24 protein-coding genes are annotated in these 24,113 nt (G+C 72.9%); 12 read left to right on the top strand and 12 right to left on the bottom strand.

What is annotated here, in order from left to right; translation table 11 throughout:
- Nucleotides 1–29 precede the first annotated feature (29 nt).
- Nucleotides 30–1,259: an MFS transporter gene (locus tag J8403_RS08310; RefSeq protein ID WP_246585761.1), complete on the top strand. Its 1,230-nt coding sequence runs from the start codon at nucleotides 30–32 to the stop codon at nucleotides 1,257–1,259.
- A gap of 426 nt (nucleotides 1,260–1,685) precedes the next feature.
- Here J8403_RS08310 and J8403_RS08315 read toward each other — a convergent pair whose 3' ends face one another.
- The 4 genes from J8403_RS08315 to J8403_RS08330 all read right to left on the bottom strand — a co-directional run bounded on the left by J8403_RS08315 (nucleotide 1,686) and on the right by J8403_RS08330 (nucleotide 6,148).
- On the bottom strand, nucleotides 1,686–2,552 hold the full coding sequence (locus J8403_RS08315) for a glycoside hydrolase family 16 protein (RefSeq protein ID WP_211122606.1): 867 nt from the start codon (nucleotides 2,550–2,552) through the stop codon (nucleotides 1,686–1,688).
- Nucleotides 2,553–2,655: 103 nt separating this feature from the next.
- Nucleotides 2,656–4,158, bottom strand: a complete 1,503-nt coding sequence (locus J8403_RS08320) for an ROK family transcriptional regulator (protein WP_211122607.1) — start codon at nucleotides 4,156–4,158, stop codon at nucleotides 2,656–2,658.
- A 129-nt stretch (nucleotides 4,159–4,287) separates the two neighbouring features.
- Complete coding sequence (locus tag J8403_RS08325; protein WP_211122608.1) at nucleotides 4,288–5,541, bottom strand: ROK family transcriptional regulator; 1,254 nt, start codon at nucleotides 5,539–5,541, stop codon at nucleotides 4,288–4,290.
- Nucleotides 5,542–5,725: 184 nt separating this feature from the next.
- Nucleotides 5,726–6,148: an ankyrin repeat domain-containing protein gene (locus J8403_RS08330; protein WP_211122609.1), complete on the bottom strand. Its 423-nt coding sequence runs from the start codon at nucleotides 6,146–6,148 to the stop codon at nucleotides 5,726–5,728.
- Between the two features lie 241 nt (nucleotides 6,149–6,389).
- Between J8403_RS08330 and J8403_RS08335 the strand changes: the two genes are divergently transcribed.
- On the top strand, nucleotides 6,390–6,584 hold the full coding sequence (locus tag J8403_RS08335; protein WP_059146566.1) for a hypothetical protein: 195 nt from the start codon (nucleotides 6,390–6,392) through the stop codon (nucleotides 6,582–6,584).
- A 1-nt stretch (nucleotide 6,585) separates the two neighbouring features.
- A complete protein-coding gene (locus J8403_RS08340; RefSeq protein WP_211122610.1) occupies nucleotides 6,586–8,214 on the top strand; it encodes an RraA family protein in 1,629 nt (542 codons plus the stop codon).
- Nucleotides 8,215–8,324: 110 nt separating this feature from the next.
- Here the strand turns inward: J8403_RS08340 and J8403_RS08345 are convergent, their stop codons facing one another.
- Nucleotides 8,325–9,851, bottom strand: a complete 1,527-nt coding sequence (locus J8403_RS08345; protein ID WP_211122611.1) for an SCO1417 family PLP biosynthesis transcription factor — start codon at nucleotides 9,849–9,851, stop codon at nucleotides 8,325–8,327.
- A gap of 95 nt (nucleotides 9,852–9,946) precedes the next feature.
- Here J8403_RS08345 and yczE point away from each other — a divergent pair, with 95 nt between their 5' ends.
- On the top strand, nucleotides 9,947–10,651 hold the full coding sequence (gene yczE, locus J8403_RS08350) for a membrane protein YczE (RefSeq protein WP_211122612.1): 705 nt from the start codon (nucleotides 9,947–9,949) through the stop codon (nucleotides 10,649–10,651).
- A gap of 256 nt (nucleotides 10,652–10,907) precedes the next feature.
- Nucleotides 10,908–11,282 (top strand): RNA polymerase-binding protein RbpA, encoded by a 375-nt coding sequence (locus J8403_RS08355; protein WP_014056358.1) that lies wholly within the window; start codon nucleotides 10,908–10,910, stop codon nucleotides 11,280–11,282.
- 210 nt (nucleotides 11,283–11,492) lie between these two features.
- Here J8403_RS08355 and fxsA read toward each other — a convergent pair whose 3' ends face one another.
- Nucleotides 11,493–12,104, bottom strand: coding sequence for an FxsA family membrane protein (gene fxsA, locus J8403_RS08360; protein ID WP_425519759.1), 612 nt, complete (start codon nucleotides 12,102–12,104; stop codon nucleotides 11,493–11,495).
- 272 nt (nucleotides 12,105–12,376) lie between these two features.
- On the opposite strand from fxsA, the gene J8403_RS08365 reads away from it, so the two are divergent.
- From J8403_RS08365 to J8403_RS08390, 6 genes are read left to right on the top strand one after another with little or no spacing between them, the layout of a single operon-like run.
- Entirely contained in the window at nucleotides 12,377–12,541 is a 165-nt protein-coding gene (locus J8403_RS08365) for a hypothetical protein (RefSeq protein WP_211122613.1), read from the top strand.
- Entirely contained in the window at nucleotides 12,538–12,972 is a 435-nt protein-coding gene (locus J8403_RS08370) for an MrpF/PhaF family protein (protein ID WP_211122614.1), read from the top strand. Before J8403_RS08365 ends, J8403_RS08370 begins: the two co-directional genes overlap by 4 nt.
- Nucleotides 12,969–13,250, top strand: coding sequence for a Na(+)/H(+) antiporter subunit B (locus J8403_RS08375; protein ID WP_078639716.1), 282 nt, complete (start codon nucleotides 12,969–12,971; stop codon nucleotides 13,248–13,250). The genes J8403_RS08370 and J8403_RS08375 overlap by 4 nt, the downstream gene beginning before the upstream one ends.
- On the top strand, nucleotides 13,247–14,065 hold the full coding sequence (locus J8403_RS08380) for an MnhB domain-containing protein (protein WP_211122615.1): 819 nt from the start codon (nucleotides 13,247–13,249) through the stop codon (nucleotides 14,063–14,065). Before J8403_RS08375 ends, J8403_RS08380 begins: the two co-directional genes overlap by 4 nt.
- Complete coding sequence (locus J8403_RS08385) at nucleotides 14,062–14,406, top strand: sodium:proton antiporter (protein ID WP_014056352.1); 345 nt, start codon at nucleotides 14,062–14,064, stop codon at nucleotides 14,404–14,406. Before J8403_RS08380 ends, J8403_RS08385 begins: the two co-directional genes overlap by 4 nt.
- A gap of 4 nt (nucleotides 14,407–14,410) precedes the next feature.
- Entirely contained in the window at nucleotides 14,411–16,240 is a 1,830-nt protein-coding gene (locus J8403_RS08390; protein WP_211122616.1) for a complex I subunit 5 family protein, read from the top strand.
- 25 nt (nucleotides 16,241–16,265) lie between these two features.
- Here the strand turns inward: J8403_RS08390 and J8403_RS08395 are convergent, their stop codons facing one another.
- The 5 genes from J8403_RS08395 to J8403_RS08415 form a co-directional block, all read right to left on the bottom strand.
- Nucleotides 16,266–16,454: a Rho termination factor N-terminal domain-containing protein gene (locus J8403_RS08395; protein ID WP_211122617.1), complete on the bottom strand. Its 189-nt coding sequence runs from the start codon at nucleotides 16,452–16,454 to the stop codon at nucleotides 16,266–16,268.
- A 115-nt stretch (nucleotides 16,455–16,569) separates the two neighbouring features.
- Entirely contained in the window at nucleotides 16,570–17,358 is a 789-nt protein-coding gene (locus tag J8403_RS08400) for a polyprenol monophosphomannose synthase (protein ID WP_211128142.1), read from the bottom strand.
- Between the two features lie 311 nt (nucleotides 17,359–17,669).
- A complete protein-coding gene (lnt, locus tag J8403_RS08405; protein WP_211122618.1) occupies nucleotides 17,670–19,511 on the bottom strand; it encodes an apolipoprotein N-acyltransferase in 1,842 nt (613 codons plus the stop codon).
- Nucleotides 19,512–20,088: 577 nt separating this feature from the next.
- Complete coding sequence (locus J8403_RS08410; RefSeq protein WP_211122619.1) at nucleotides 20,089–21,732, bottom strand: amidohydrolase; 1,644 nt, start codon at nucleotides 21,730–21,732, stop codon at nucleotides 20,089–20,091.
- A 69-nt stretch (nucleotides 21,733–21,801) separates the two neighbouring features.
- Nucleotides 21,802–22,242 carry an Lrp/AsnC family transcriptional regulator gene (locus J8403_RS08415; RefSeq protein WP_020866923.1) on the bottom strand — a complete coding sequence of 147 codons (441 nt, stop codon included), beginning with the start codon at nucleotides 22,240–22,242 and terminating at the stop codon, nucleotides 21,802–21,804.
- Between the two features lie 217 nt (nucleotides 22,243–22,459).
- On the opposite strand from J8403_RS08415, the gene J8403_RS08420 reads away from it, so the two are divergent.
- Nucleotides 22,460–22,825 carry a hypothetical protein gene (locus tag J8403_RS08420; protein ID WP_059146579.1) on the top strand — a complete coding sequence of 122 codons (366 nt, stop codon included), beginning with the start codon at nucleotides 22,460–22,462 and terminating at the stop codon, nucleotides 22,823–22,825.
- Nucleotides 22,826–22,871: 46 nt separating this feature from the next.
- Here the strand turns inward: J8403_RS08420 and J8403_RS08425 are convergent, their stop codons facing one another.
- The gene (locus tag J8403_RS08425; protein ID WP_211122620.1) at nucleotides 22,872–24,044 is read right to left on the bottom strand and encodes an acyl-CoA dehydrogenase family protein; all 1,173 of its coding nucleotides are present in this window, start codon (nucleotides 24,042–24,044) and stop codon (nucleotides 22,872–22,874) included.
- Nucleotides 24,045–24,113 lie beyond the last annotated feature (69 nt).

Below are 24,113 nucleotides of genomic sequence, written 5' to 3' on the forward strand. Positions count from 1 at the left end.
CAGGGAGAAGCAAACAGTTGAGTAGTGATGTGCGCACCACCGTGCCCGATGCCGACCCCGGCGAAGCGCCCGATGGGAAATGGGTTCCGCCCGAACCGGCCGCACCGTCCTGGGCGGCGGTGTTCTCGCTGGCGATGGGTGTATTCGGATTGCTCACGGCGGAATATCTGCCGACCAGCTTGTTGACTCCGATGGCCGCCGACCTAGGAGTATCGGAAGCTCTGGCGGGGCAGGCGGTGACGGTAACCGCGGCAGCCGCGATGCTTTCCGGATTGCTGACGGCGAGCCTGACCCGGAGAATCGACCGACGGATGGTGTTGCTCGGCTTCACCGTCCTCTTGATCATATCCAATCTGCTGGTGGCCGTGGCCACCAATATGGCCGTGCTGATGCTGATGCGGATCCTGCTGGGTGTCGCGCTCGGTGGCTTCTGGAGCATGGCGGCGGCGGTGGCGATGCGCCTGGTGCCCGCGGCTCTGGTGCCCCGTGCGGTATCGATCATCTTCAGTGGTATCGCGGTGGCGACCATCGTGGCGGTGCCGCTCGGCAGCTACCTCGGCGACCTGGCCGGCTGGCGCAGCACCTTCCTGGCGGCGGCCGGACTCGGGGTCGTGACGCTGCTGTTCCAGCTGTTCACGCTGCCCCGGATGGCCCCCCATGGCACGGCACGGCTGGGCACGTTGTGGGAGGTGCTGCGCCGGCCGGGCTTCGGGGTGGGCATCGTGGGAATGCTGCTGGTGCACATTGGCCACTACGCGCTGTTCACCTATATCCGGCCCGCGCTGGAAAACGTGGTGAAGGTCGACGTCGATGCGTTGGCGCTGCTGTTGTTCGTCTTCGGAGTGGCGAACCTCGTGGGCACGCTGGTGTCCGGATGGCTTCTGGAGATCAGCCTGCGCCTGACGTTGACACTGACGCCGGCGCTGATGGGTGTCGCGGCACTGGGCGTGGCACTCCTTCCCGCAGGGCAAGCCGGGTACGTATTCCTTGTGGTCCTCTGGGGGCTGGCCTTTGGCGGCGTGTCGGTGGCATGGTCGAACTGGGCGACTCGTATGGTGCCCGACCAGGCGGAAAGCGCGGGCGGGCTCGTGGTGGTGGGCGTGCAGTCCGCCATCGCCGGCGGCGCCGCCGCGGGCGGTCTGATATTCGGTATCGGCGGCGTCGTCACCGTATTCACCGTCTCCGGCGTCGTGTTGCTCGCCTCCGCGGTGCTGATCCTCCTGCGGGTCAAGGCGCCCCGGCGCCTGGTGAGAAGCTGAGCGCACAGGGGAGCGAGCGGCGACGGGGCGGCGTTGTCACATGCGACCGCCTGGACGATGGCCCGGTGAGTGATGCTTGGGCGGGGGTCGACCCCGACGCGCCGGAGCGGGCCGTGTGGAGATGGCCTTCAGCGTGACCAAGGACGTGCTGTCCCTCGTCGCGGGCGTCGCCTTCGACGACGGACCGCTGCGGCTGGACGAGCCCGTGCACACCTCGTGGTGTGGCCACGAGCCCCGTCGACCGGGCGCTGTGCCCGGGGCAACGGCGGCAACCACCTCTTGTGGCTGGACCCGGCCCGTGACCTCACGCTCGTCTCACGCCGGGGAGCCGATGTGGAAGCCCTCATCGTGGCGGTCTCGGAGGCGGTCCGCCCCGGATGACGACCGAGGCCACCGCTCAGCGGGCCTCCACATCGGCTGCCTCCGTCAGCTGCCGCCCGTCACCTTGACGTAGTCGACGACCAGCTGCTGCGGGAAGGAGGTGTTGCCGTCCGGGTCGCCGGGCCAGTAGCCGCCGACGGCCAGGTTGAGGATGATGTAGAAGGGGTGGTCGAAGACCCAGCGGTTGCCGTTCAGGTCGGCGGGGGTGCGGGTCTGGTAGACGTTGCCGTCGACGGACCAGGTGATCTTGTTGGGCGACCAGTCGATGGCGAAGGTGTGGAAGGCGTCGGAGAACTTGCCGCCGTTGGGGAGGGTGTAGCCCGCGCCGATACCGCCCGAGCCGGAGTAGCCGGGGCCGTGGAGAGTGCCGTGGACGGTGCTGGGCTCGAAGCCCACGTTCTCCATGATGTCTATCTCGCCGCAGTTGGGCCAGCCGGCGCTGCCGATGTCATTGCCGAGCATCCAGAACGCGGGCCACATGCCCTGCCCCTGCGGCAGCTTCATCCGGGCCTCGACGTGGCCGGAGGCGGTGGTGAACTTCTGCGAGGTGTTCAGGCGGGCGGAGGTGTACTCGCACCGGCCGTACCAGCAGTTGTAGTTGCCCGGGTTCTCCTTGCGGGCGGTGATGACGAGGTTGCCGTTGCCGTCCAGCGCCGCGTTCTTGTTGCCGTCGGTGTAGTACTGCCGCTCGTGGTTGTTGACGTTGTCGCCGGTCTCCACGCCCCACTTGGAGCCGTCGACCCCGCTGCCCGCCGGGCCGTCGAAGTTGTCGGTGAACTCGGCGGCGGCCTTGTTGGTGGCCTGGGGGGCGGCCGCGGGGGTGGCGGTGGCCGGGGCGGTGAGCCAGGGGGTGGCGGCGAGCGCGGTCGCGGAGAGCAGACCGATCACGGTGTTGCGCACGGTTTTTCTCATGGAGCGGTGGTGCCTTCCTGTGTGGGGGATGGGACCGGTGGGTGCCGGTCCGGTGGGGGGGGGAAGGTGTGCGTCCGGCGGTTGGGGGCCGGGGTCCGGGGCGCTAGGGCACGGGCGTACGGGTGGGAGGGGTGCCCATCAGCGCTCGTCGGGGAGTGGCGGTCGGGGAACGGTCGGGAGGGGTGCCGGTCAGCGCTGGTCGGGGAGTGGTGGCCGGGCGACGGGCGGGCCGGTGCGCGTCCTCGGTGAGGAAGCGGCCGACGGGGACGGTGGCGGCGCCGAGCGCCACGGCGTGGGGGCCGAGCCGGCACAGCCCGATGGTGGTGTGGGCGTACGGCCGGCGCAGCGCCTGCGCGGCGACCGTCTCGCGGATCCGGGGCAGCATCCGGGCGCCGAACAGCAGCCCGGCCCAGCCGCCGAGGATGATCCGCTGCGGGTTGAAGAGGTTGACCAGGTTGGCGATTCCGGCGCCCAGATACACCGCCGCCTCCTCCAGGACGCGCTGTGCGGCGGATGAGGTGTCGGCGGCCGCGAGCAGCGCGGCGAAGGTGGACTCGTTGTCGGCGCCGGGGGTGGTGCGGCCGCGCCGGGCCTGGCGGAAGCGCTCCAGGACCGCCTCGGCGCCGACGTACGCCTCCAGGCAGCCGCGGGCGCCGCACCGGCAGCGGCGGCCCCCGGCCTGGACGGTGGTGTGGCCCCACTCGCCCGCGCTGTTGGTGGAGCCCCGGTAGGGGGCGCCGTGGGTGATGACGCTCGCGCTGACGCCGGAGCCGATGACCGCGACGACCGCGTGCTGGACGCCGCGTCCGGCGCCGAACCACATCTCGGCCCGGCCCATGGCCTCGGCGCCGTTGTCGATGTGCAGGGGCAGTGCGGTGCCGGTGCTCAGCAGCCGCTCCAGGGGAAGGGCGTTCCAGCCGGTGGCCGATATGCCGATGCCGACACCGAGGATGTGCCCCTGGGGGATCCCGGCTTCCTCGACGACGGTGTCGAGACCGGTCAGGATGTGGCCGACGACGGCTTTGGCGTCGCGCTCCCCGGGGGCTAACGGGTGGACGACACCGGCCCGTTGGGTGAGGGTGAGGTCGAACAGCCCGACGCGGACCCGGGTGTCGGCGACCTCGACGCCGATGACGTACCGGTGCTCGGGGACCAGCCGCAGCCGGGCGCCGGCCCGGCGGCCCGCCGCGACGAGGGCCGACTCCGCCTCGGTGACGACGCCTTCGGTGGCGACGCCCCTGGTGACGGCGTCCTTGGTGGCGGCGTCCTTGACGACGGTGCCGGTGGTGATGGTGCTCGGGGCGATGGGGTTCGGGGTGGCGGGGTTCGGGGCGATGGCGTTCGGGGTGACGGGGTTCGGGGCGACGGGGTTCGGGGTGACGATGCCTTTGGCCACAGGGGCTTCGGTCACGACGCCTTCGGCGATCAGTTTGCCGATGACCGTGCGCACGGTGGTGGCGCTGAGCCCCGTACGGCGGACGAGCTCCTGCCGGGTGAGCGGGGCGTGGAAGTACAGCGTCCACAGCAGTGAGGCGCGGCTGCCGTGCCGCGGATCGCGCACGGTGGTGCGCAGCGAGGGCTGGGCTGCCTGCGCCTGGGCCGTCATCGGTCACCTCCGGGGAGACACAATGTCCAGCCCTGTTCGAGCCATGTCAATAGGTCTGGACCTTCTTGTCTCAAAGAATTTGAGGCGGGCCCCGACCCAACTCCCCCTGAACCGACAGAAGTCGAACCCTCAGCGCGCTCCGCCGGTGGCCAGGAAGTGTGCCAGCGGAAGGGTGGCCGCGCCCAACGCCACGGCGTCGGGCCCCAGTTCGGCCAGCCCGATCTCGGTCTGCGCATATGGCCGGTGCAGTGCGTAGGAGGCGGTGGCGGCCCGGATCCTGGGGAGGACCCGGCCGCCGAGGAGCAGTCCGGCCCAGCCGCCGAGGATGATCCGCTCGGGGTTGAAGAGGTTGATCAGATCGGCGATACCGGCGCCGAGATAGGCCGCGGTCTCCTCCAGTACCTCGCGCGCCCGGGTCTCGGTTCCGGCGGCCCCCACGATCGCGGCGAATGCGGCCTGCTGGTCCTCACCGGCGCCCTCCGCGCCGCCCTCCTCGACACCCTCCGCGCCGCTCTCCGCCGCGCGGTCGCCGGACGCCGCACGCTCATAGCGGTCGAGCACCGCCTGCGCCCCGACATACGCCTCCAGACAGCCGACCGCACCGCACCGGCAGGCGCGCCCGCCGACCTGGACGACCGTATGTCCCCACTCCCCCGCGCTGCTGGTCGCGCCCCGGTACGGCGCCCCGGCGGTCACGATGGCCGCGCCGACTCCGGAGCCGATCAGGGCGATCACCGCGTTCTCCGCGCCGCGGCCCGCCCCGAACCACATCTCGGCCTGCCCCTGCGCGGTGGCGCCGTTGTCGATGAACAGCGGCAGCTCGGTGCCGGTGCGCAGCAGCCGCTCCAGCGGCACCGCGTCCCGGCCGGCGGTCGGGCCGTGGACGAGGACCTCGTCACCCTGTTCGACGACGCCAGGGACCCCGACCCCGACCCCGATGACCGCCTCCGGCTCCGTGCCGCTCTTGGCGACGACCGCTTCGAGGCCGGTCAGGATGTGGCCGACGACCGGCTCCGGGTCCCGCTCCAGCCCGCCGGGCGTCAGCGGATGCTCCCACCGGGCCAGTTCGGTCAGCATGAGGTCGAACAGCTCCACCCGCACATGGGTCTCGCCGACGTCGACCCCGATGAGATGGCCGCTGCCCGGCGCGACCCGCAGCAGCGTGCGGGGGCGGCCGCCGTCGGACTCGACCGACCCGGCCTCCTCCACCAGCGCGTCGGCGAGCAGTTCGCCGACGACGTTGCTGACCGAGCCGGAGCTGAGCCCGGTGAGCGTCCCCAGTTCCTGACGGCTCACCGGACCCTGGAAGTACAGCTGGCGCAGCAGCGTCGAGCGGTTGCCGCGCCGCAGGTCGCGCACGGTCCGTCGGTTCATCTGACCCATCGGGCTCCTTCCCCCCGGCCCGAACCTACCTGACGCGGCCGCTCTTGACGCCGACTGGTTTCATCGCTTAACTCACGGTCTGAATGAAGTCTCGCGCTTCACCTTTTGAACGGTCAATGGCGTCCGACCGCCCAGGGCAGCCGATGGGCCGACGGAAGCCCCCGGCCACCGCCGCGCGGCCCCGCTACTCCGCCCCCGGCGCCTGGAACAGCGCGAGCAGATCCTCCCGCCCGAACATCCGCGCCGTCTCGACGGCCGAGGGCGATCCGGAGCGAGGGTCGGCGCCCTTGGCCAGCAGCACCCTCAGCACCTCCTCCTCGCCCTTGAACGCGGCCCCGGCGATGGGCGTCTGGCCCCGTTCGTTCACCCGATTGGGGTCGGCGCCGCGCTCCAGCAGGGCCGACACCGTAGCGGGGTGGCCGTAGTAGGCCGCCAGCATGAGCAGGGAATCGCCCTTGTCGTTGGTGAGGTTGGCCGGGACGCCCGCGTCCACGTAGGCGGCGAGGGTATCGGTGTCACCCTGCCGGGCCAGGTCGAAGACCTTGGACGCCAGCTGCAGCACCTCCGGGTCGTGGGCGGGCTCGCTCTCGGGATTCGATTCAGTCATGGCCTGTCGCCTCCGGCTTCGCTACCTCGGTATGTGATCACCCACCCTAAGGACGGCGACCGAGTCGTCCGAGGAGGCGGTCACCCCCACGGGAGGCGGCGGTCGACTCGGAGCGCCACGCCTCCATGGTGATGATTACACCGATAATCCACCCAATTGCACCTTTCGCCCGGCCCATACATGCTGTGATCCTGGAACCACTCATGGTGACTGACCGTCCCCCATCAGCCAGGAGACCGTGATGATCCTGTCCATTTCCGGCGTCGTACTGCTCGGCATCGTCGTCTTCATCTTCTTCCGCAAGGACGGGCTGAAGGGGTCGCACGCCATCATCTGCGCGCTCTTCGGCTTCTATCTCGCCTCCACCGCGATCGCGCCGAGCATCAAGGCGGGCGGTGCGAGCCTCGCCAGCCTCCTGGGCGGGATCAAGATCTGACGTGGCCCGGAGACCGCTCCCCCGCCTCCGCCTCGGCGGCGCCGAGGGCACCCCGCTCATCCCGTCCCTCCGTGGCCGCGCGTTCGCCCGCACCGCGGCCGACGGCGTCGCCGATGTCCTCCATCCCCTGGTCGCGCTCTCCCGGGGGCTGCGCCTGCTCGCCGCCATCGGGCGGCGCAAGTGGATGGAGCTGCCGGGCGAGCGCCGTGGACCGGTGTTCGTCCTCGTGGTCGCCTGCGGCTTCGTCCTCTTCCTGCTGCCGTACGGGCCACTGACGGCGGCGATCAGCCTGATCGGCGCGGCGGGCTGGGCCGGGCGGGGGCGCGCCCCCGCCGCATCGGGGACGCCCGGCACGGACGGGGCCGAGCGGCTGCGCACGCTCTACGAGGCCCTGGTGCCGTACTTCTCCGCCGCCGAGGACCCGAGCCCGCTCTACAGCCACGGCGGCGACTGGTCCACGGTGTTCGACTCCTTCGCCTTCGACGAGGACGGACGGCTCACCCGGCTGCGGCTGCGCTACCCCGCCTACTTCACCGACGGCGAGCCCGCGGCCCGCACCCGGATCGAGCAGCTGCTGTACGCGAAGTCGGGACGCGGCCGTGAATATCTGTTCGAGTGGGACGAGGAGGCCAATGGCCTCAGTCTGACCGTGCTGCCCGCCCTGTCCACCGCGATCCACGCCCAGCGCTTCGTCACCGCGCCCGGCGAGACGGTGCTGGGCTTCACCGACCCGTCCTCGGTACAGCGGACGCTGCCGGTGCTGGCGGAGCCGGAGAGCTGCGAGGAGACCGCGGGGGACGCGGTGGGCACGGGGGTCGAGAGGGCGACGGGGGACGGGCCGGAGACGCATGACGTACCGCCGGTGGTCTGGCGCACCGGCCCCCGCTCCACCGAACCGCATCTGCTCGCGCTCGGCCAGCCCGGCAGCGGCACCACCACCCTGCTGCGCTCCATCGCGCTCCAGGCGCTGCCCCATGGCGAGGTGCTGGTGGTGGACGGCGGCGGCACCGGCGAGTACGCGTGTCTGGGCGGGCGTACGGGGGTGCTGGCGGTGGAGTCCGGGCTGGCCGGGATGCTGGCCACGCTGGAGTGGGCGGGCCATGAGACCGAGCGCCGGCTGATCGGCGCCAACCGCGCCCGCCAGCTGGGGCACGCGCCGCCGGACGACATCCAGCGCCCGCTGTGGATCCTGCTGGACCGGCCCTCGGTGATGAGCCATCTCGCGGCGGCCGACGGGCGCACCGACCCGCAGGAGCTGCTGGCCGTGCCGCTGCGGCACGGACGGGCGGCGAACGTACGGGTCGTGGTGGCCGATCAGCTGGATGCCGCCGAGGCGCTGAGCGACGCCGTGCGGCGCCACACCCGGGCCCGGGTGGTGCTGGGCCCGGTCTCCGCCGAGCAGGCCACGGCCGTCCTCGGGGCGCCGCCGCACACCACGCCGACGCCCGAGGTGCCTCCGGGCCGCGGCTATGCCCGCCTCGGCGCGGGCCCGGTGCACCGCCTCCAGGTGCCGGCCACGCCCGATCCGTACGACGAGGCGGTGAGTGAGGCCGAGCGGCAGGCGGTGCTCCGGCTGCTCCCCGCCCCGGACCCCGCGGCGCCCCAGGCCCCTGCGCCCGTGGGCGGATGACGTGGCGGAGTGCCCCGGCGAGGTGACCCGGCGGGGGACATCCCGGCGGGCCACATCCCGGCGGGGCACGTCCCGGAGCGGTACGTCCCGCCGGGGCACGCCACGACGGATCAGGCCACGTACGTACGGGGCGACTCGGCCTCGATCGTGGCGCCGGAGGCCACCAGATCGGCGGCCGCGGCCAGCCGGGTGGCGGCCTTCTCGGCGACCGCTCCCCCGACGGTGAACGGAAGCCGTACGTACCCCTCGAACGCGCCGTCCACCCCGAAGCGGGGCCCCGACGGCACCCGGACCCCCAGCCTGGCCCCCGCCTCCGCGATGCGCGAACCGGAGAGGCCGCCGGTGCGGGCCCAGAGGGTGAGCCCGCCGTGCGGGACGGTGAACTCCCAGTCGGGCAGATGGCGTCGGACGGCCTCGACGAGCGCGTCACGGTTGCCGCGGGCGAGCTCCCGCCGCACCTCGATGGCCTCCTCCCAGCCGCCGGTGTTCAGCAGCCAGGCGACGGCGAGCTGTTCGATGACGGGGGTGCCCAGGTCCGCGTAGGCGCGGGCGGCGACCAGGCTGCGGATGACATCGGGCGCGGCGCGCACCCAGCCGATGCGCAGCCCCGCCCAGAAGGACTTGCTCGCCGAGCCGACGGTGATCACGGTGCTGCCGCCCGGGTCGAAGGCGCAGACCGGGCGGGGCAGCGCCACCTCGTCGTCCAGGCGCAGCTCGGCCATGGTCTCGTCGGCGATCAGGATGGTTCCGGCGGCGCGGGCGGCGTCGACGAGCTGCCGGCGCTGCTCCTCGGTGGCGAGCGCGCCGGTGGGGTTGTGGAAGTCGGCGATGACATAGGCCAGCCGGGGCGCGGCGGCGCTGAGGACCTGGCGCCAGGCCGGGATGTCCCAGCCCCCGAGCCGGTCGGCCACCGCGACCGGCACGAGCCGGGCGCCCGCCTCCCGCATCAGCTGGAGGATGTTGGCGTAGCTGGGCGATTCGACGGCGACCCGCTCCCCGGGCCGGACCATCAGCCGGCAGGCGGCGGCGACGGCGCCCATGGCGCCGGTGGTCACCATGATCTGCTCGGGCATGGTCGGTATGCCGCTCGCGGTGTAGCGGTCGGCGAGCGCCTGGCGCAGCGCGGGCAGCCCGGCGGGGTAGTCGCCGTGGGTGCGGGCGTAGGGCGGCAGTTCGTCCAGGGCGCCGTGCATGGCGCGGGTGAGCCACGGTTCGGGGGCGGGCAGCGCGGCACAGCCGAGGTCGATGACGGAGGCCGCGGCCTCGGGCGGGAGCGGATCGAGCCCCCGGGTGGGCAGCGGGCTTCCGGCGGGCATGGCGGTCCAGCTCCCGGCGCCGCGCCGGGACTCCAGGAACCCCTCGCCGCGCAGCGCCTCGTAGGCGGCGGCGACGGTGGTGCGGCTGACCGCGAACGCCGCGGCGAGCTCGCGCTCGGCGGGGAGGCGCGCCGCGACCGGAACCCGGCCCTCCAGGATGAGCAGCCGTACGCCGTCGGCGAGGGAGCGGTAGGCGGGGACGCGGCGGCCCCCGGTCGGTGAGGCCGCGGCGGCCCCGGCGGCCACCCCGTCACGGGTGTGCTGCGACCCGAGCAGCCGGGCCAGTTGGGGTGCGCCGACGGCGGACGTCCATGGACTCATCGGATGCGGTCCACCTTTCGGAAATTGGCCGTAGAACTGGACTGGTTCCAGGCCACAGAGTGACATGCCGCAGGCCACTCACACCAGGAGCTCGCATGTCCGATCGCCTTCCACGCCGCCTTGTCCAGCTCTACGTGGGGCTCGTCCTGTACGGCGCGTCCATGGGGCTCCAGTTGCGCGCCGCCGTCGGTCTCGACCCCTGGGACGCCTTCCACCAGGGCGTCGCCGAGCACACCTCGCTGTCGATCGGCACGGTGACGGTCGTCGTCGGCCTCGCCGCACTGCTGCTGTGGATCCCGCTGCGCGAGCGGCCGGGCCTCGGCACGGTGTCGAACGTGATGGTGATCGGGCCGGTGGTGGACGGCACCCTGTGGCTGATACCGGAACAGCGGGCGCTGGCGGTGCGGATCCCGATGCTGCTCTTCGCGATCGTGCTGTGCGGCGTGGCCACCGGGCTCTATATCTCGGCGCGGTTCGGGGCGGGCCCGCGGGACGGGCTGATGACGGGGCTGCACCGGCGCACCGGGTGGTCGCTCCGGCTGGTGCGGACCGGGATCGAGCTGGCGGTGCTGGCCACTGGTTTCGCCCTGGGCGGGTCGGTGGGGCTGGGTACTGTGCTGTTCGCGCTGACCATCGGGCCGCTGTCGCAGTTCTTCCTGCGCGTCTTCGCAATTCCGGCGCCCGCCGGGACCTCGGGACCCGTGGCCGCCGGGACCTCACGCCCCGCGCCCGCCGGGACGCCGGGCCCCCGGATCGTGGCGCGCGGCGGCGCCGAGCCGCAGGTCCGGGACCTGATTTAGGGCTGACGCGATCGGAGCGGTAGTGTACGCCCTTGGCCTACCAGGCGGACCGTTACTGCGCGCTAAAGTACCAGAAACGCTGGGTGACATCTGCTGCCAGATGTGACAAACCGGGCGCCTGTGGGTAGAACAACGGGGCGGCACGACGGGCGACGCATGTCCCAATACGGGAATCTTCACCGCCGACCGGACGTTGACCGGATGACGACGACAGCGACACCTGTCCTGTGGGCGACAAGCCCGGGAGGCACGATTCATGAGTGAGCGAGCTCTCCGCGGCACGCGACTCGTGGTGACCAGCTACGAGACCGACCGCGGCATCGATCTGGCCCCGCGCCAGGCGGTGGAGTACGCATGCCAGAACGGCCATCGATTTGAGATGCCGTTCTCGGTAGAGGCGGAGATCCCGCCGGAGTGGGAGTGCAAGGCGTGCGGCGCCATGGCACTCCTGGTGGACGGCGACGGACCTGAGGAGAAAAAGGGCAAGCCTGCGCGCACGCACTGGGACATGCTCATGGAGCGGCGCACCCGCGAGGAGCTCGAGGAGGTGCTGGCCGAGCGGCTGGCCGTCCTGCGCTCCGGTGCCATGAACATCGCCGTGCATCCGCGGGACACACGGAAGTCTGCCTGATCCGAGCGGCAGCACTGAGATAACAAGGGCCGGGGCCACTGCTGAGCAGTGGCCCCGGCCCTTGTGCGCGTTGGTGTGACCCCAGGTGGGGCTGTGGCCGCCGGTGACCCGGCCCCGGCCCCGGCGGCTCGGCCCGGTCCCGCTCGGCCCCGACGCCGGTGGCCCGGCTCCGACCCCGCCTTACTCAGCCCCGGCCCCGGTCCCGCTGGCTCAGCCCCGGTCGCGCGGCCGCAGCCCGGGGCCCGGCTCGCCATCGCCGTCCCGGTCCCGGTCGCGTCCGTCCTCGTCCCGGATCACCTCGCCCTGGATGACCGTGCCCTGCTCCGCGCGGGCCTGCGCGCCCCGGCGCTCCCACTCTTCACGGGCCTGGAGGAAGGGGTCCGTCGGCGATCCGGGGACGAAGCCCATCCGGCGTGACAGCGCGCTCTCCGCGCGGCGCCGCAGCAGAGCCCGGGTCGGCGGGAACAGACACACCAGCGCGGCCACGTCCGATATCAGCCCCGGCACCATGAGCAGCAGCCCGCCGAGCATGGTGAAGGAACTTCCGGGCCGCGCCGCGGGCTCCTCCTCGCCGCCCGGCCGCATCGACGCGGCCAGGCTCTGCCACGCCCGGCGACCACCGCGCTTGACCACGGCCCCGCCCACCACCACGCCCGCCACCAGCAGCAGGAAGACGGTCAGACCACCGGCCAGGTCCGCCACCAATGTCAGCAGCCAGATCTCCAGCACCAGCCAGGCGGCGATCCCCAGCGGCACGAAGGTGCGGGCGCGTGAGCGCTTCGGGCGGGTCGGGTCGCTCTGCTGCGATGCGCCGGTCATCATGCCTCCAAGTGTGCCCGGGCCCGTATGCGATGCGGAGCCCGGGCCGCGTGGCCAAGGGGATCGAAGGGATCTCATGGGTTCCAACGTGCGAGGTGCCCCAGAGGCTCCGGCAGTCCGAAGCGGAGTCCGCAGAAGGATCCGAAGCGGAGTCCGCAGAAGGATCCGAGGGGGATCCGAAGACGGGCCCGGAGCGGAGTCCCACGGAGAGCGGACGGAATCCGCGGGGAATCGCCGGTGGCGGTCCGGGTACCCGCTGTCGGCGGAGGTGTCGAATGACGGGTGTGCTGGAGGTCCTGGTGTGGTGGGCGGCGCTGACCGGGATCTGGCTGGTGCTGATCGGCACCGTCGACCCCCTGGAGATCCTGGCCGGGGCGGCCGCCGCGCTGGCCGGCGCCCTGCTCGCCCGCGCCGGGCGCCGGGCGGTGACGGACCGGTGAGCACCTCCGACGGCTGGCTGGCGGCGGCGCTGGTGCCGCTGCTCGCGCTGGTGCCGGTGCTGTGGCGGATCGCCTACGGCTCGCCCGAGGACCGGCTGATCGGCCAGAACCTCACCTCGCTGCTGGCCGGGCTGGCGCTGCTGCTGGCCGCGCAGGGCTTCCACCGGACCTCGTACACCGATGTGGCGCTGGTGGTCAGCGTGCTCGGCCCCACCGGAACGCTGATCTACGCCCGCTTTCTGGGCGTCCTGCCCGACTCGCGGCTGGTGCGCTGGACGGCGCTGGTGGGGGTGCCCGCCACGGTGCTGCCGCTGTGCGTGGCGACCGGGCCCGGCCGGAGCATGGCCAAGCTGCTGCTGATCGGCGCGCTGCTGATCGCGGGCAGCGTGGTGACCAGCACCCGCGGCGGAAAGGGGGGCATCACGGCATGACCGATGTGCTGATCGTCGTCGCGCTGCTGCTGGTCGCGGGCGCCGCCACCGCCGCCGTGCTCAACCGGGACCCGGTGCGGCAGGCGCTGGTGCTGTCCTTCCTCGGCCTCGCGCTGGCCCTGCTGTTCACCTTCCTCCAGGCGCCGGACGTCGCGCTCTCGCAGCTCGCCGTCGGCTCCGCGGTGACGCCGCTGATGATCCTGCTGACCGTGCGCAAGGTGCGGCGCCGCCCGGGGGACGGCGACGGCGCGGACCAGCGGGCGGGCCGTGAGCGATGAGCGCCCGGGTCCGGCTGTGGGTCTTCCTGGCGGGCGCCGCCGGGTTCGCCGTGCTGTTCGCCGTCGCCTGCTTCGGCCTGCCGGCGTTCGGCACCGTCCACCACCCGTACGGTGTCCGGGCGGTGCACGCCTCCTTGAGCCATCACACCGCCAATGTCATCGCGTCCGTCAACTTCGATCTGCGCGCCTTCGACACGCTCGGCGAGGAGACCATCCTCTTCTCCGCCGTCCTCGGCACCGTGGTGCTGCTGCGCCAGGCCCGGGACGAGCACCGCAAGGATCCCGAGCCCGCCGTGGTCCACCCCCGGGTGCGCCGGTTCGCGCTGCTGATGCTGCCGCTCGCGCTGCTGGTGGGGCTGTATGTGATCGCGCACGGTCAGGTCAGCCCGGGCGGCGGCTTCCAGGGCGGGGTGGTCGCCGCCACCGCGCTGCATCTGCTCTACATCGCCGCCGACTACCGGGCCCTGGAGCGGGTCCGGCCGCTGACGCTCTACGAGGTCGGGGAGGCCGCGGGCGAGGCGGCCTATGTCATCACCGGGCTCGCGGCCGTCCTCGCGGGGTCGGCGTTCCTCGCCAACGTCCTGCCGTTCGGCACCTTCGCGACGCTGTCCTCGGGCGGCACGGTACCGGTGCTCAACGCGGCCGTCGGTCTGGAGGTCGTCAGCGGGGTCGTGGTCCTGCTGGCCCGTTTCCTGGACCAGGCCGTGGAGATCGAGGAGCCCGGGGCGGACGACGGGAGCCCGGGCGGCGCAGGGAGCGGCCCGGACAACGGAGACGACGGAGACGACGGAGACGACGAGAGGGAGCGAGCGTGACGGTCCTGCCGTACCTGGTCGCCGGATGGATCTTTCTGATCGGGGTGTACGGGCTGGTGACCAGCCGGGACCTGATCCATGCCGTGGGATGCCTGGCGGTCACCCAGTCCTCCACCTATGTGCTGCTGCTCGCCGTCGGCTACCGCGACGGCGGCACCGCCCCGGTCTTCGCCGACGCGCCCACCGACAGCCGGGTGGTCGACCCGGTCGTCCAGGCGCTCGCCCTCACCGACATCGTGGTCGGCGCGACCGTGACCGCGCTGCTGCTCGCGCTCGTCGTCCAGCTCCGCAAACGCCATGGCACGGTCGACCCGGACGCCCTGTCCGAGCTGAAGGGCTGACCGGGTGGACACCGCGCGACTGCTGCCGCTGGTGGTGGCGGCGCCACTGATCGGCGCGGCGGTGCTGGTGGCCACCGGACGGCGGCTGCCCCGGCTCGCCTCCGACGTTCTGGGCTGCGCCTTCGCGACCGTCACCGCCGTACTGGCGCTCCTGGTGCTGTTCCGGGCCGGTCATCCCGGGCCGGAGGCGTATCCGGTGGAGTGGGTGGGCGGCTGGCGGCCGGTGGGCGGCCGCGGGGTGGGCATCGTGCTGGTCGGCGATCCGCTGGGCGCCGGGCTCGCGGCGCTGGCCTCGCTGCTCGTCGTCGCCGTCCTCGTCTACTCCTGGCGCTATTTCGAGGAGCCGCCGCGCCGCCACACCGGCTCCTTCCCCGCGCTGATCCTGGTGTTCCAGGCGGGCATGTGCGGTTTCGCGCTGACCGGCGATCTGTTCAACGCCTTCGTCTTCTTCGAGCTGATGGGCGTGGTCGCCTACGCGCTGACCGGCTTCCGGGTCGAGGAGCCCAAACCGCTGCAGGGCGCGCTGGCCTTCGGGGTGGTGAACTCCCTCGGCGCCTACGTCACCTTGCTGGGCATCACACTGCTGTACGCGCGCACCGGGGAGCTGGGGTTCGCCCAGATCGGGCGGAAGCTGGACGCGGGCGAGCCGGACGGGCTGGTGCTCGCCGCGTTCGTCCTGGTGACGACGGGTCTGCTGGTGAAGGCGGCCGCCGTCCCGTTCCACTTCTGGCTGCCGGACGCGCACGCGGTCGCCCCGACGCCCGTGTGCATGCTGCTGTCCGGGGTGATGGTGGAGCTGGGTGTCTACGGCGTCGCCCGGGTCTACTGGACGGTCTTCGCCGGGCCCGGCGGTCTCGCCCACGCCGACTTCACCCGCGCCCTGCTGGTGCTGGGCGTCCTCACGGCGCTGCTGGGGGCGGTGATGTGCTGGCAGCAGCGCCATCTCAAACGGCTGCTGGCGTTCTCGACCGTCTCCCACACCGGGCTGTTCCTGATCGGCGTCGCCGTGCTGACCCCCGAGGGGATCTCGGGCACGGCGCTGTACGTCCTCGGCCACGCCGGGGTGAAGGCGGCCCTCTTCGCCTGCGCCGGGGTGCTGCTGGACCGGTACGCGTCGGTGGACGAGCACGAGTTGTTCGGCCGGGCCCGGGAGCTGCCGGAGGTCGGTGCCCTGTTCGCGGTGGGCGGCCTGGCGCTGTGCGGACTGCCGCCGTTCGGCTCCGGGCTCGGCAAGGCCATCGCCGAGGAGGCCGCGGGGCACACCGCCGGATGGCTGCTCGCGCTCTACGTCCTGGTGTCGGCGGTGACCGGGGGCGCGGTGCTGCGCGCCGGGCTGCGGATCTTCGCCGGGGTGGGGCGGCGGCCCCGGGACGGGCAGGAGAGCGGTCCGGAGACCACCGGCGAGGAGGAGCCCGAGACCGGCCGCCGCCTCGGGCGCATCCCGGTACCGCTGCTGGCGGTGCCCGCCGCGCTGCTCGCCGGGTCGCTGGCGCTCGGGGTGATCCCGGCCGTCGCGTCCGCGGTGGACCGGGCCGGGGCGCTGTTCACCGACACCGGCGGCTACCGGCGCTCGGTGCTGGACGGACGGGCCGCGGCCGTCCCGGCGTCCGTGCCACCGCACTGGCAGGCGACCGGGATCCTGCTCGGGCTGCTCTCCACGGCCCTCGCCATCACCCTGGCCACACTGGCGGTACGGCGGCCGGTCCGCACCGGGACGGCCGCGCTACTCGCGCCCGTACGGCGGCTGCAGTCCGGGCATATCGGCGACTACGTCGCCTGGCTGGTCGCCGGGACGGCGCTGCTCACGGTGCTGACCGTCCCGGGGGTCCGCTGAGACCGAGCCGCGCCCGGTCTCCTGGTCAGCGGTGGCGCAGTGCCGAGATCAGCTGACTCTTGGACATCTGGGACCTGCCCTCGATGCCCGCCTTCTGGGCCTCGCGGTACAGGTCCTCCTTGGTCCGCATCTCCATGCTGCCCGACTTGGCGCTCCCTCGGGACGCCATGCCGCGCGCTGTCGACTTCCCGCTCTTCGTGGTCGCTTTAGCCATGTTCCGCCTCCTTCCGCCTCAAGTGTCCGGTACGGGGCGGAAGGACGCCCGTGGGGCTACTCCGGGCGCGAAGGCGGAGGACCGGAGGCTCGGGCCTGACGGTCCGTGGCCGGGCTTACGGCTCCTTGCGGCCGAGCATCTTGTTGACCCGTGAGCCCACGCCCCAGGACATGACCCGCCAGGCCGCCTCCGTGACGATGTCGCGGCTCATCTTGCTCTCGCCGCGCTCGCGTTCGATGAAGGTGACCGGAACCTCGATGACGTGGAAGCCCGCCTTGATGGCCCGCCAGGCCAGGTCGATCTGGAAGCAGTAGCCCTGGGAGGCGACCTCGTCCATGCCGATGCCCTCGAGCGTCTCCTTGCGGAACGCGCGGTAGCCGGCCGTCATATCGCGGATCGGCACATCGAGGAGGAGGCGGGAGTACGTGCTGCCGCCCCGGGAGATGAACTCGCGGGACTTGGGCCAGTTGACGATGCGGCCGCCGGGCACCCAGCGGGAACCGATCACCAGGTCCGCGCCCTTGAGCGCGGTGAGCAGCCGGGGCAGCTCCTCGGGCTGGTGGGAGCCGTCGGCGTCCATCTCCACCAGCACGCCGTAGCCGTGCTCGATGCCCCAGCGGAATCCGGCCAGATAGGCCGCGCCGAGGCCCTCCTTGCCCTTGCGGTGCAGCACCTTGACGCGGTCGTCCTCGGCGGCCAGCTCATCGGCGACCTTGCCGGTGCCGTCCGGGCTGTTGTCGTCCGCGACGAGGATGTGCGCGTCCGGAACCGACTCCAGGACCCGCTCGACGATCGGCTTGATGTTCTCCGCCTCGTTATAGGTCGGGATGATCACCAAGGTGGTACCGAGCGGACCGTACTTGCGCCGGCCGCCGTCGTCCCGCTGCGCGGGGCGCGGCTCCACGTCCGCGCCGCCGGTGAGCGGCTCGTCGCCTTCGACGCGCGGCGCGTCGGCTCCGGCAAGCGGCTGCTCGGCATCGCCACGCGGCGCGTCGGCCTTCGCGCCGGGCTCCTCGGCTCCGGTGCCGGCCTCCTCGGCCTTGGCGCTCGGCTCATCATCGGCTCCGGCCGTCGGCTCCGCGGCCTTCTCGCTCGGTTCGCCGGCCTCGCGTGCGTCGCTCACGGCGTCGGATTGGTCGCTTCTCCGCCCGTGAGACGCATCGTCACGGTCGTTGCTCCGGCGCGGCTCCTCGGCCTCGCGTGCGTCGCTCACGGCTACTGCCCCTTCTCGTCCGTACGTCCCCGACGGCCGATCATGATCGCGGCCGCGCAGGACAGAACGCCCACCATAGCGAGCACCCACTCGGGCATCGCACCGACGCGGTCGGCCAGGGTCTTGCCGTCACGCAGCGGGATGCGCGCGGTGAGCACATCTTGCGTGAATTCTTTCGTCCGCTGCTCGATCGTGCCATCCGGGGAGACCACGGCGCTGATTCCGCTCGTGGCCGCGGTGATCACCGGCCGACCGTGTTCGATCGCCCTCAGCTTGGACATGACCAGCTGCTGCTCGGGCTGGCCGCTGCGCCCGTAGGTGGCGTTGTTGGTCTGGACGACGATCGCCCGGGCGCCCGCGTTGACCGTGTCGCGGACGATCTCGTCGTAGGCGACCTCGAAGCAGATCACATCGCCGAGCCGGGCGGGGCCGACCCCGAGCACGCCGGTGTGGTCGCCGGGGTAGAAGTCGCGGGGCACCCGCTGGAGCCGGGTGATGATCTTGCTGAGCTCCTGGCGGAACGGGACGTACTCACCGAAGGGCACCGGATGCTGCTTGGTGTACGAGGCGCCGGGGCCCTTCTTCGGGTCCCAGACGATGCCCTGGTTCTCCACATAGCCCTGTTTGGTCGGATGGTCGACCAGGGCGCCGACCAGCACCGGAACGCCGATCGCCTTGACGGCCTCGTCGATCCGGGCGTAGGCCTCCCGGTACTGGAAGGGATCGAGGTCGGAGGCGTTTTCCGGCCAGATGACGAGATCGGGCTTGGCGATCCGGCCGGCCTTGACGTCCTTCGCCAGGTTCAGCGTCGCCTTCACATGGTTGTCGAGGATCATCATCGGGCGGCCCAGGAAGTCCATACCGGGCTGCTGCACATTGCCCTGGACGACGGCGATGTCGACCGAGTCGTCGGCGGCGGTGGGGATGGGCACCGCGAATCCGGCCGCCGTCACGGCGGCGGCGACGACCACGGCCCCGGCGGCGGGCAGCACGCCGCGCGGCGAGAGGCCCCCGGCGCGCTTCAGCCGCCACAGGAGCAGCGCGGCGGAGGCGAGCGCCCCGCCCGTCACCGCGACGCCGAAGGTGACCAGCGGGGCGCCGCCCAGCGCGGCGAGCGGGGTGTAGGGCGAGCCGGTGTTGGCGAAGGCCAGCCGGCCCCAGGGGAAGCCGCCGAAGGGCACCCGGTCGCGGGCCCACTCCTCGGCGATCCACAGACAGGCCGTCCACAGCGGCCACAGGGCCGGTACCGGCAGCCGGGAGACCAGGGCCAGGCCGGCCCCCATCAGGGCGAGGAAGGCCGCCTGGATGATCGACAGGCCGATCACCGCGTCCCAGCCCACCACGCTGAGCCACTTCAGCAGCAGCAGGAAGAACGGCACCCCGAAGGCGAAGCCGGTCCAGGCGCCCTGGCGGGCGGTCCGGCCGTGGGTGAGCAGGGCCAGGGCGGCGACGGCCACCAGGGACAGCGGCCACACTCCGAACGGCGGGAAGGCGAGGCCGAGCGCGAGCCCGCTGACCGCCGCGAGCGCGCTGCGCCGCGCCTCGCGGCGGGCGAGCAGGCCCAGACGGCGCAGCCGGCCGGGCCGCCGCTCGCCGGTGGACGGCTCGGACGCGATCGGCCCGGAAGCGGTCGGCTCGGAAGTGGTCGGCCCGGGCGCGGTCGGCTGGTTCGCGGACGCCGCGGTCCCGCCCTCGCCGCCCGCACCGCCCTCACCGGGGGTCTCGCCGCCTTCGACGGCGCCGCCGGTGGGCGGCGTGACGGCAGGGCCGGACTGCGGACCCGGACGGTCTGCGTCCGGCCCGGTGGGCGCGGTTTCGGCGGTGGTGTCGGAACCCGATGGCACGGTGCGGCCTTCCTACAGGTCGTGCTGTGGTGAAGTGACCGTATAACGCGGGCGCCCGGAAGTTGTCCCGAGGTGCGGATTGTGACCTCGGGCTATGGAAACGCTTCGGCCATGGCGGGGGTTCCTCGCCCGGCGGCGGCCCCGCCCCCGCGTCGGGGGGCGGTCCGCCGGTGTGCGCGTGCGGAGTGGGGGCCCGACGCCCTTCGGGCCGACCTGGGACCCGCTGGCTGCGGATCGACCGAGAGCCGTTGTCTACTGAGCGTCCGGGCCCCTCCCGGGTCGCACCTGCCGACCCGGCGATCCCTCCCTCGCCCCCGTGCGCTGGACCTGGCTCCCAGTGGCGGCGCACCACGGCGGCGCGTCTCCCTCTGGCCCAGCGGCGTTCGACGACTGCGTGAAGATTCCCCGGTCGGGCGTCCAGTGGTGGACGAGGCCGAACCTACCGGCCACCGACCGCACCCTGTCAACAGCCACATGACCTGCGCCGTTTCCTCAAATGACCAGGTCAGTACGGACGATGTTCAGATGCCACGACAGGCCGGGGGCTCATCGTTCGGCGGTACGGGGCGCCCGCGCGTCACTCGTCCGGCCGGAGGTGGACGGTGCGTCCGCCCACCACCGTGCGCACGCAGACGGGCAGTTGACCGCCGGGGGTGAGGTCGGGCAGGCCGGGGGTGCCGGAGCGGGGGTCGGTCGACCATCCGGCGACCCGCGTGTCGGGCACCTGCACGATGAGTTCACCGGTGCGCCAGATCGCGTAGTCGGCGGGCGCACCGGGCACCAGGACGCCCGCGTCGTCCCGCCCGATGGCCCGCCAGCCGCCGCGGGTGTGGGCGGTGAAGGCGGCGCGGACGGAGATCCGGTGCTCCGGGGTGCGGTGGAAGGCGGCGGCGCGCACGGTGCCCCAGGGGTCGAGCGGGGTCACGGGGCTGTCGGAGCCGAGCGCCAGGGGCACACCGGCGCGCAGCAGCGCCGCGTACGGGTTGAGGGTGCGGGCCCGCTCGGGGCCGAGCCGCTGGGCGTACATGCCGTCCTCGCCGCCCCACAGGGCGTCGAAGGCGGGCTGGACGGAGGCGGTGAGGCCGAGGTCGGCGAAGGCCGCGATGGTCTCGGGGGTGAGCATTTCGGCGTGTTCGACGCGGTGGCGGGCGGCGCGGACGCGGGCGAGCCCGGCCTTGTCGGCGGCGGCCCGTACGCCCTCGACGACGGCCGTGACGGCGGCGTCGCCGATGGCGTGGAATCCGGCCTGCATCCCGGCCTCGGTGCAGGCGATGACATGGGCGGCGATGGCCGCCGCGTCCAGATAGGCGGTGCCGCTGTGCGGCGTGTCGGCGTACGGCTGGTGGAGACACGCCGTGTGGGAGCCGAGCGCGCCGTCGGCGAAGAGGTCGCCCGCCGCGCCGATGGCGCCGAGTTCGCGCACCTTGTCCAGGTCGGCGGCGCTGCTCGCGGCCTCGGCCCAGTAGCCGAAGACCCGCGGCCCCGGCTCCCCCGCGGCGAGCTTCAGCAGCCCGGTGAGGTCGTCCTCGGAGGAGATGTCGGGCCCGGCGCATTCGTGGAGGGAGCCGATGCCGAGCGAAGCGGCGCGGGCGAGGGCGGCCCGCTGGGCGTCGGTGCGCTGCCGCTCGGTGACGGCGGCGTGGGCGGCGGCCCGGACGGCGTGGTGGGCGGCGCCGGTCAGGGGGGTGTCGGGGTGGTGGCCGGCCAGGTCGGACACGCCCGGGACGCGGTCGAGGAGGGCGGTGGTGACGACGGCGGAGTGCACATCGATGCGGGTGAGGTAGAGGGGGCGGCCGCCGGTCGCCTGGTCGAGTTCGGCCCGCGAGGGCGGCCGTCCCTCGGGCCAGCGGGCGGCGTCCCAGCCGTGGCCGAGCAGCACCCGGTCGGCGGGGTGGGCGGCGGCGAAGGCGCGCACCCGCTCCAGCGCGTCGGCGAGCGTACGGGCGCCGCTGAGATCGAGTCCGGTGAGGGCGAGCCCGGTCGCGGTGGTGTGCACATGCGCATCGGTGAACGCCGGGGCGACCAGCGCCCCGTCCAGCTGGATGATCTCGTCCACGCCGTCCGCGAAGCTGTCCGCGGCCCCTTCGGAGCCGACCCAGGCGATGGTGCCGCGCTCGACGACCATCGCGGTCGCGAACGGATCGGCGGGGCTGTGGACCTCACCTCCGCGCAGCAGGACGGTACGGCCTTCGGGGGCCTGGGCGGGGGTCGGGTCGTTCACGGCGGGCTGCCTCGGGGGTATCAGATGAGGGGGGATCGGAACGGGCCCGGCAAGAGAGGCCCGGGCGTTTCAGACGCGCGGCGGGCGCGCCTCGTAGGGCGTGGAGAGGACCACGGTGGTGCGGGTGGAGACCCCGGCCAGCGAGCGGATCCGGCTGAGCAGGTGCTCCAGCTCCAGCGGGGTGGCCACGCGCACCTTGAGGATGTAGTTCTCATCGCCCGCGACGCTGTGGCACGCCTCGATCTCGGGCACCTCGGCGAGCCGCTCGGAGATGTCGTCGGGCGCGCTGGGGTCGAAGGGTTTGACCGAGATGAACGCGGTGAGGGGGAGCCCGACGGCCTCGGGGTCCACGACGGCGGCATAGCCGCGGATCACGCCCCGCTGTTCGAGACGGCGAACCCGCTGGTGCACGGCCGATGTGGACAGGCCGGTGGCCTTGCCCAGGTCCGTGTAGCTCATCCGGCCGTCCTTGACGAGCAGCTCCACGATCTGTCTGTCCAACTCCTCCACAGCCGATCACCTTATGTGGTCGGGAGGGCTCCGGCACAACGGGCGGGCACAGCGGACACAGCCGCCCGTACGCCGCACCTGCACCGGGCATGTGACGAACACCACATCTCCTCATGGGTGTCCTATGAGTTGCCGCGATTACCTATGCGGCCGCGAGGGAAATGCTTGCTGTGGTCGAGGCCGACGCGCCCGACCAGCCCACCCGAGGGGGAAACACATGCCTCATCTCGAGCGCCTCGACGCAGGCGACATCGATACCGACGAGCACAACGACACCTATGAGATGTTCCGGGTGATCTGCCCGGACTGCGCTCGCCCCATCGCGCTCCTCGCCGACGAGGACGTTCTTCCCGAGCACGCGCTGTGCTCATCCCCGTGGGACCCGTTCGGGCTCACGGTCTGCGCCGGCACCGGCCGCCGGGCGGCCGACGCCGCCCCCGCCGACGCGTCGCTGGAGGCGCGGGAGCGGGACGCCGCGCTGCTGCTGACGCTTCCGGCGGGCCTGGACTGGCGGACGCAGCCGTTCTCGCACCTCGGCGGCCCCGGCTCGCAGCCGGTCCGCTTCCCGGTGACGCGGCGGTAGGCGAACGGCGGGGGCGCATGCCGCGCCCCCCACCGAAACACCCGGCTCAGCCGGTCTCAGGTCCCGCGAGAGCGCGGGCGATGACCACCCGCTGGATCTGGTTGGTGCCCTCCACGATCTGCAGGACCTTCGCCTCGCGCATATAGCGCTCGACCGGGAAGTCCACCGTGTAGCCGTAGCCGCCGAGCAGTTGGACGGCGTCGGTGGTGATCCGCATCGCGGCGTCCGTGCAGAACAGCTTGGCCATCGCCGCCTGCTTGGAGAACGGCCGCCCCGCGTCCCGCAGCCGTGCCGCCGCGAGGTACAGGGCGCGCCCGGCCTCGATCTGGGTGGCCATGTCGGCGAGCATGAAGCGCAGCCCCTGGAAGTCGGCTATCGGCCGGCCGAACTGCCGCCGCTGCGCGCTGTACGCGAGCGCCTCGTCCAGCGCCGCCTGGGCGACGCCGACGGCGCAGGCCGCGATGCCCAGACGGCCCGCATCGAGGGCGGACAGGGCGATCGCGAACCCCTGGCCCTCCTCGCCGATGCGCCGGGCGTCGGGGACCCGCACCCCGTCGAGATGGATCTGGGCGGTCGGCGAACCGGCCATGCCCATCTTGTGCTCGGGTGCGGCCGCCGAGAGCCCGGGGGTGTCGGCCGGGACGAGGAAGGCGCTGATGCCCCGGGTGCGCTCGGGGCCGGTGCGGGCGAGCACGGTGTAGAAGTCGGCGATACCGCCGTGGGTGATCCACGCCTTGGTGCCCTGGAGCGTCCAGGTGTCCCCGTCGCGGGTGGCCCGGGTGGTGAGCCCGGCCGCGTCGGAGCCGGAGGACGGCTCGGAGAGGCAGTACGCGCCGAGCAGACCGCCGCCCAGCATCGCGGGGAGGTGCTCGGCCAGCTGCTCCTTGCTGCCGTAGCGGGCGAGGGCGTGGCAGGCCAGGGTGTGGACGCTGACGCCGAGGCCGACGGTCAGCCGGGCCGCCGCGAGCTCCTCCAGCACCTGCAGATAGACCTCGTACGGCTGGTCGCCGCCGCCGAACTCCTCGGGCTGGACCAGCCCCAGCAGCCCGGACTCGGACAGCAGGGTGAACAGCTCGCGGGGGAAGTGCCCGGCGGCCTCCTCCTCGGCGGCCCGGGGCTTGATCTCCCGTTCGATCAGCTCGCGGACGAGCGAAATCAGGTCGCGGGCCTCCTCGGTGGGCAGCTCGCGTTCCACCGGCTGCGGGCCGTGGTCGGTCATGGCGGCGCTCTCCTCTCCCCTGTTCAGGCGCTGCGGCGACGTGCGCCGGGGTGTGGCGGCGCCGCCGGT

The sequence above is a fragment of the Streptomyces yatensis genome, assembly GCF_018069625.1.
Lineage (GTDB): Bacteria > Actinomycetota > Actinomycetes > Streptomycetales > Streptomycetaceae > Streptomyces > Streptomyces yatensis.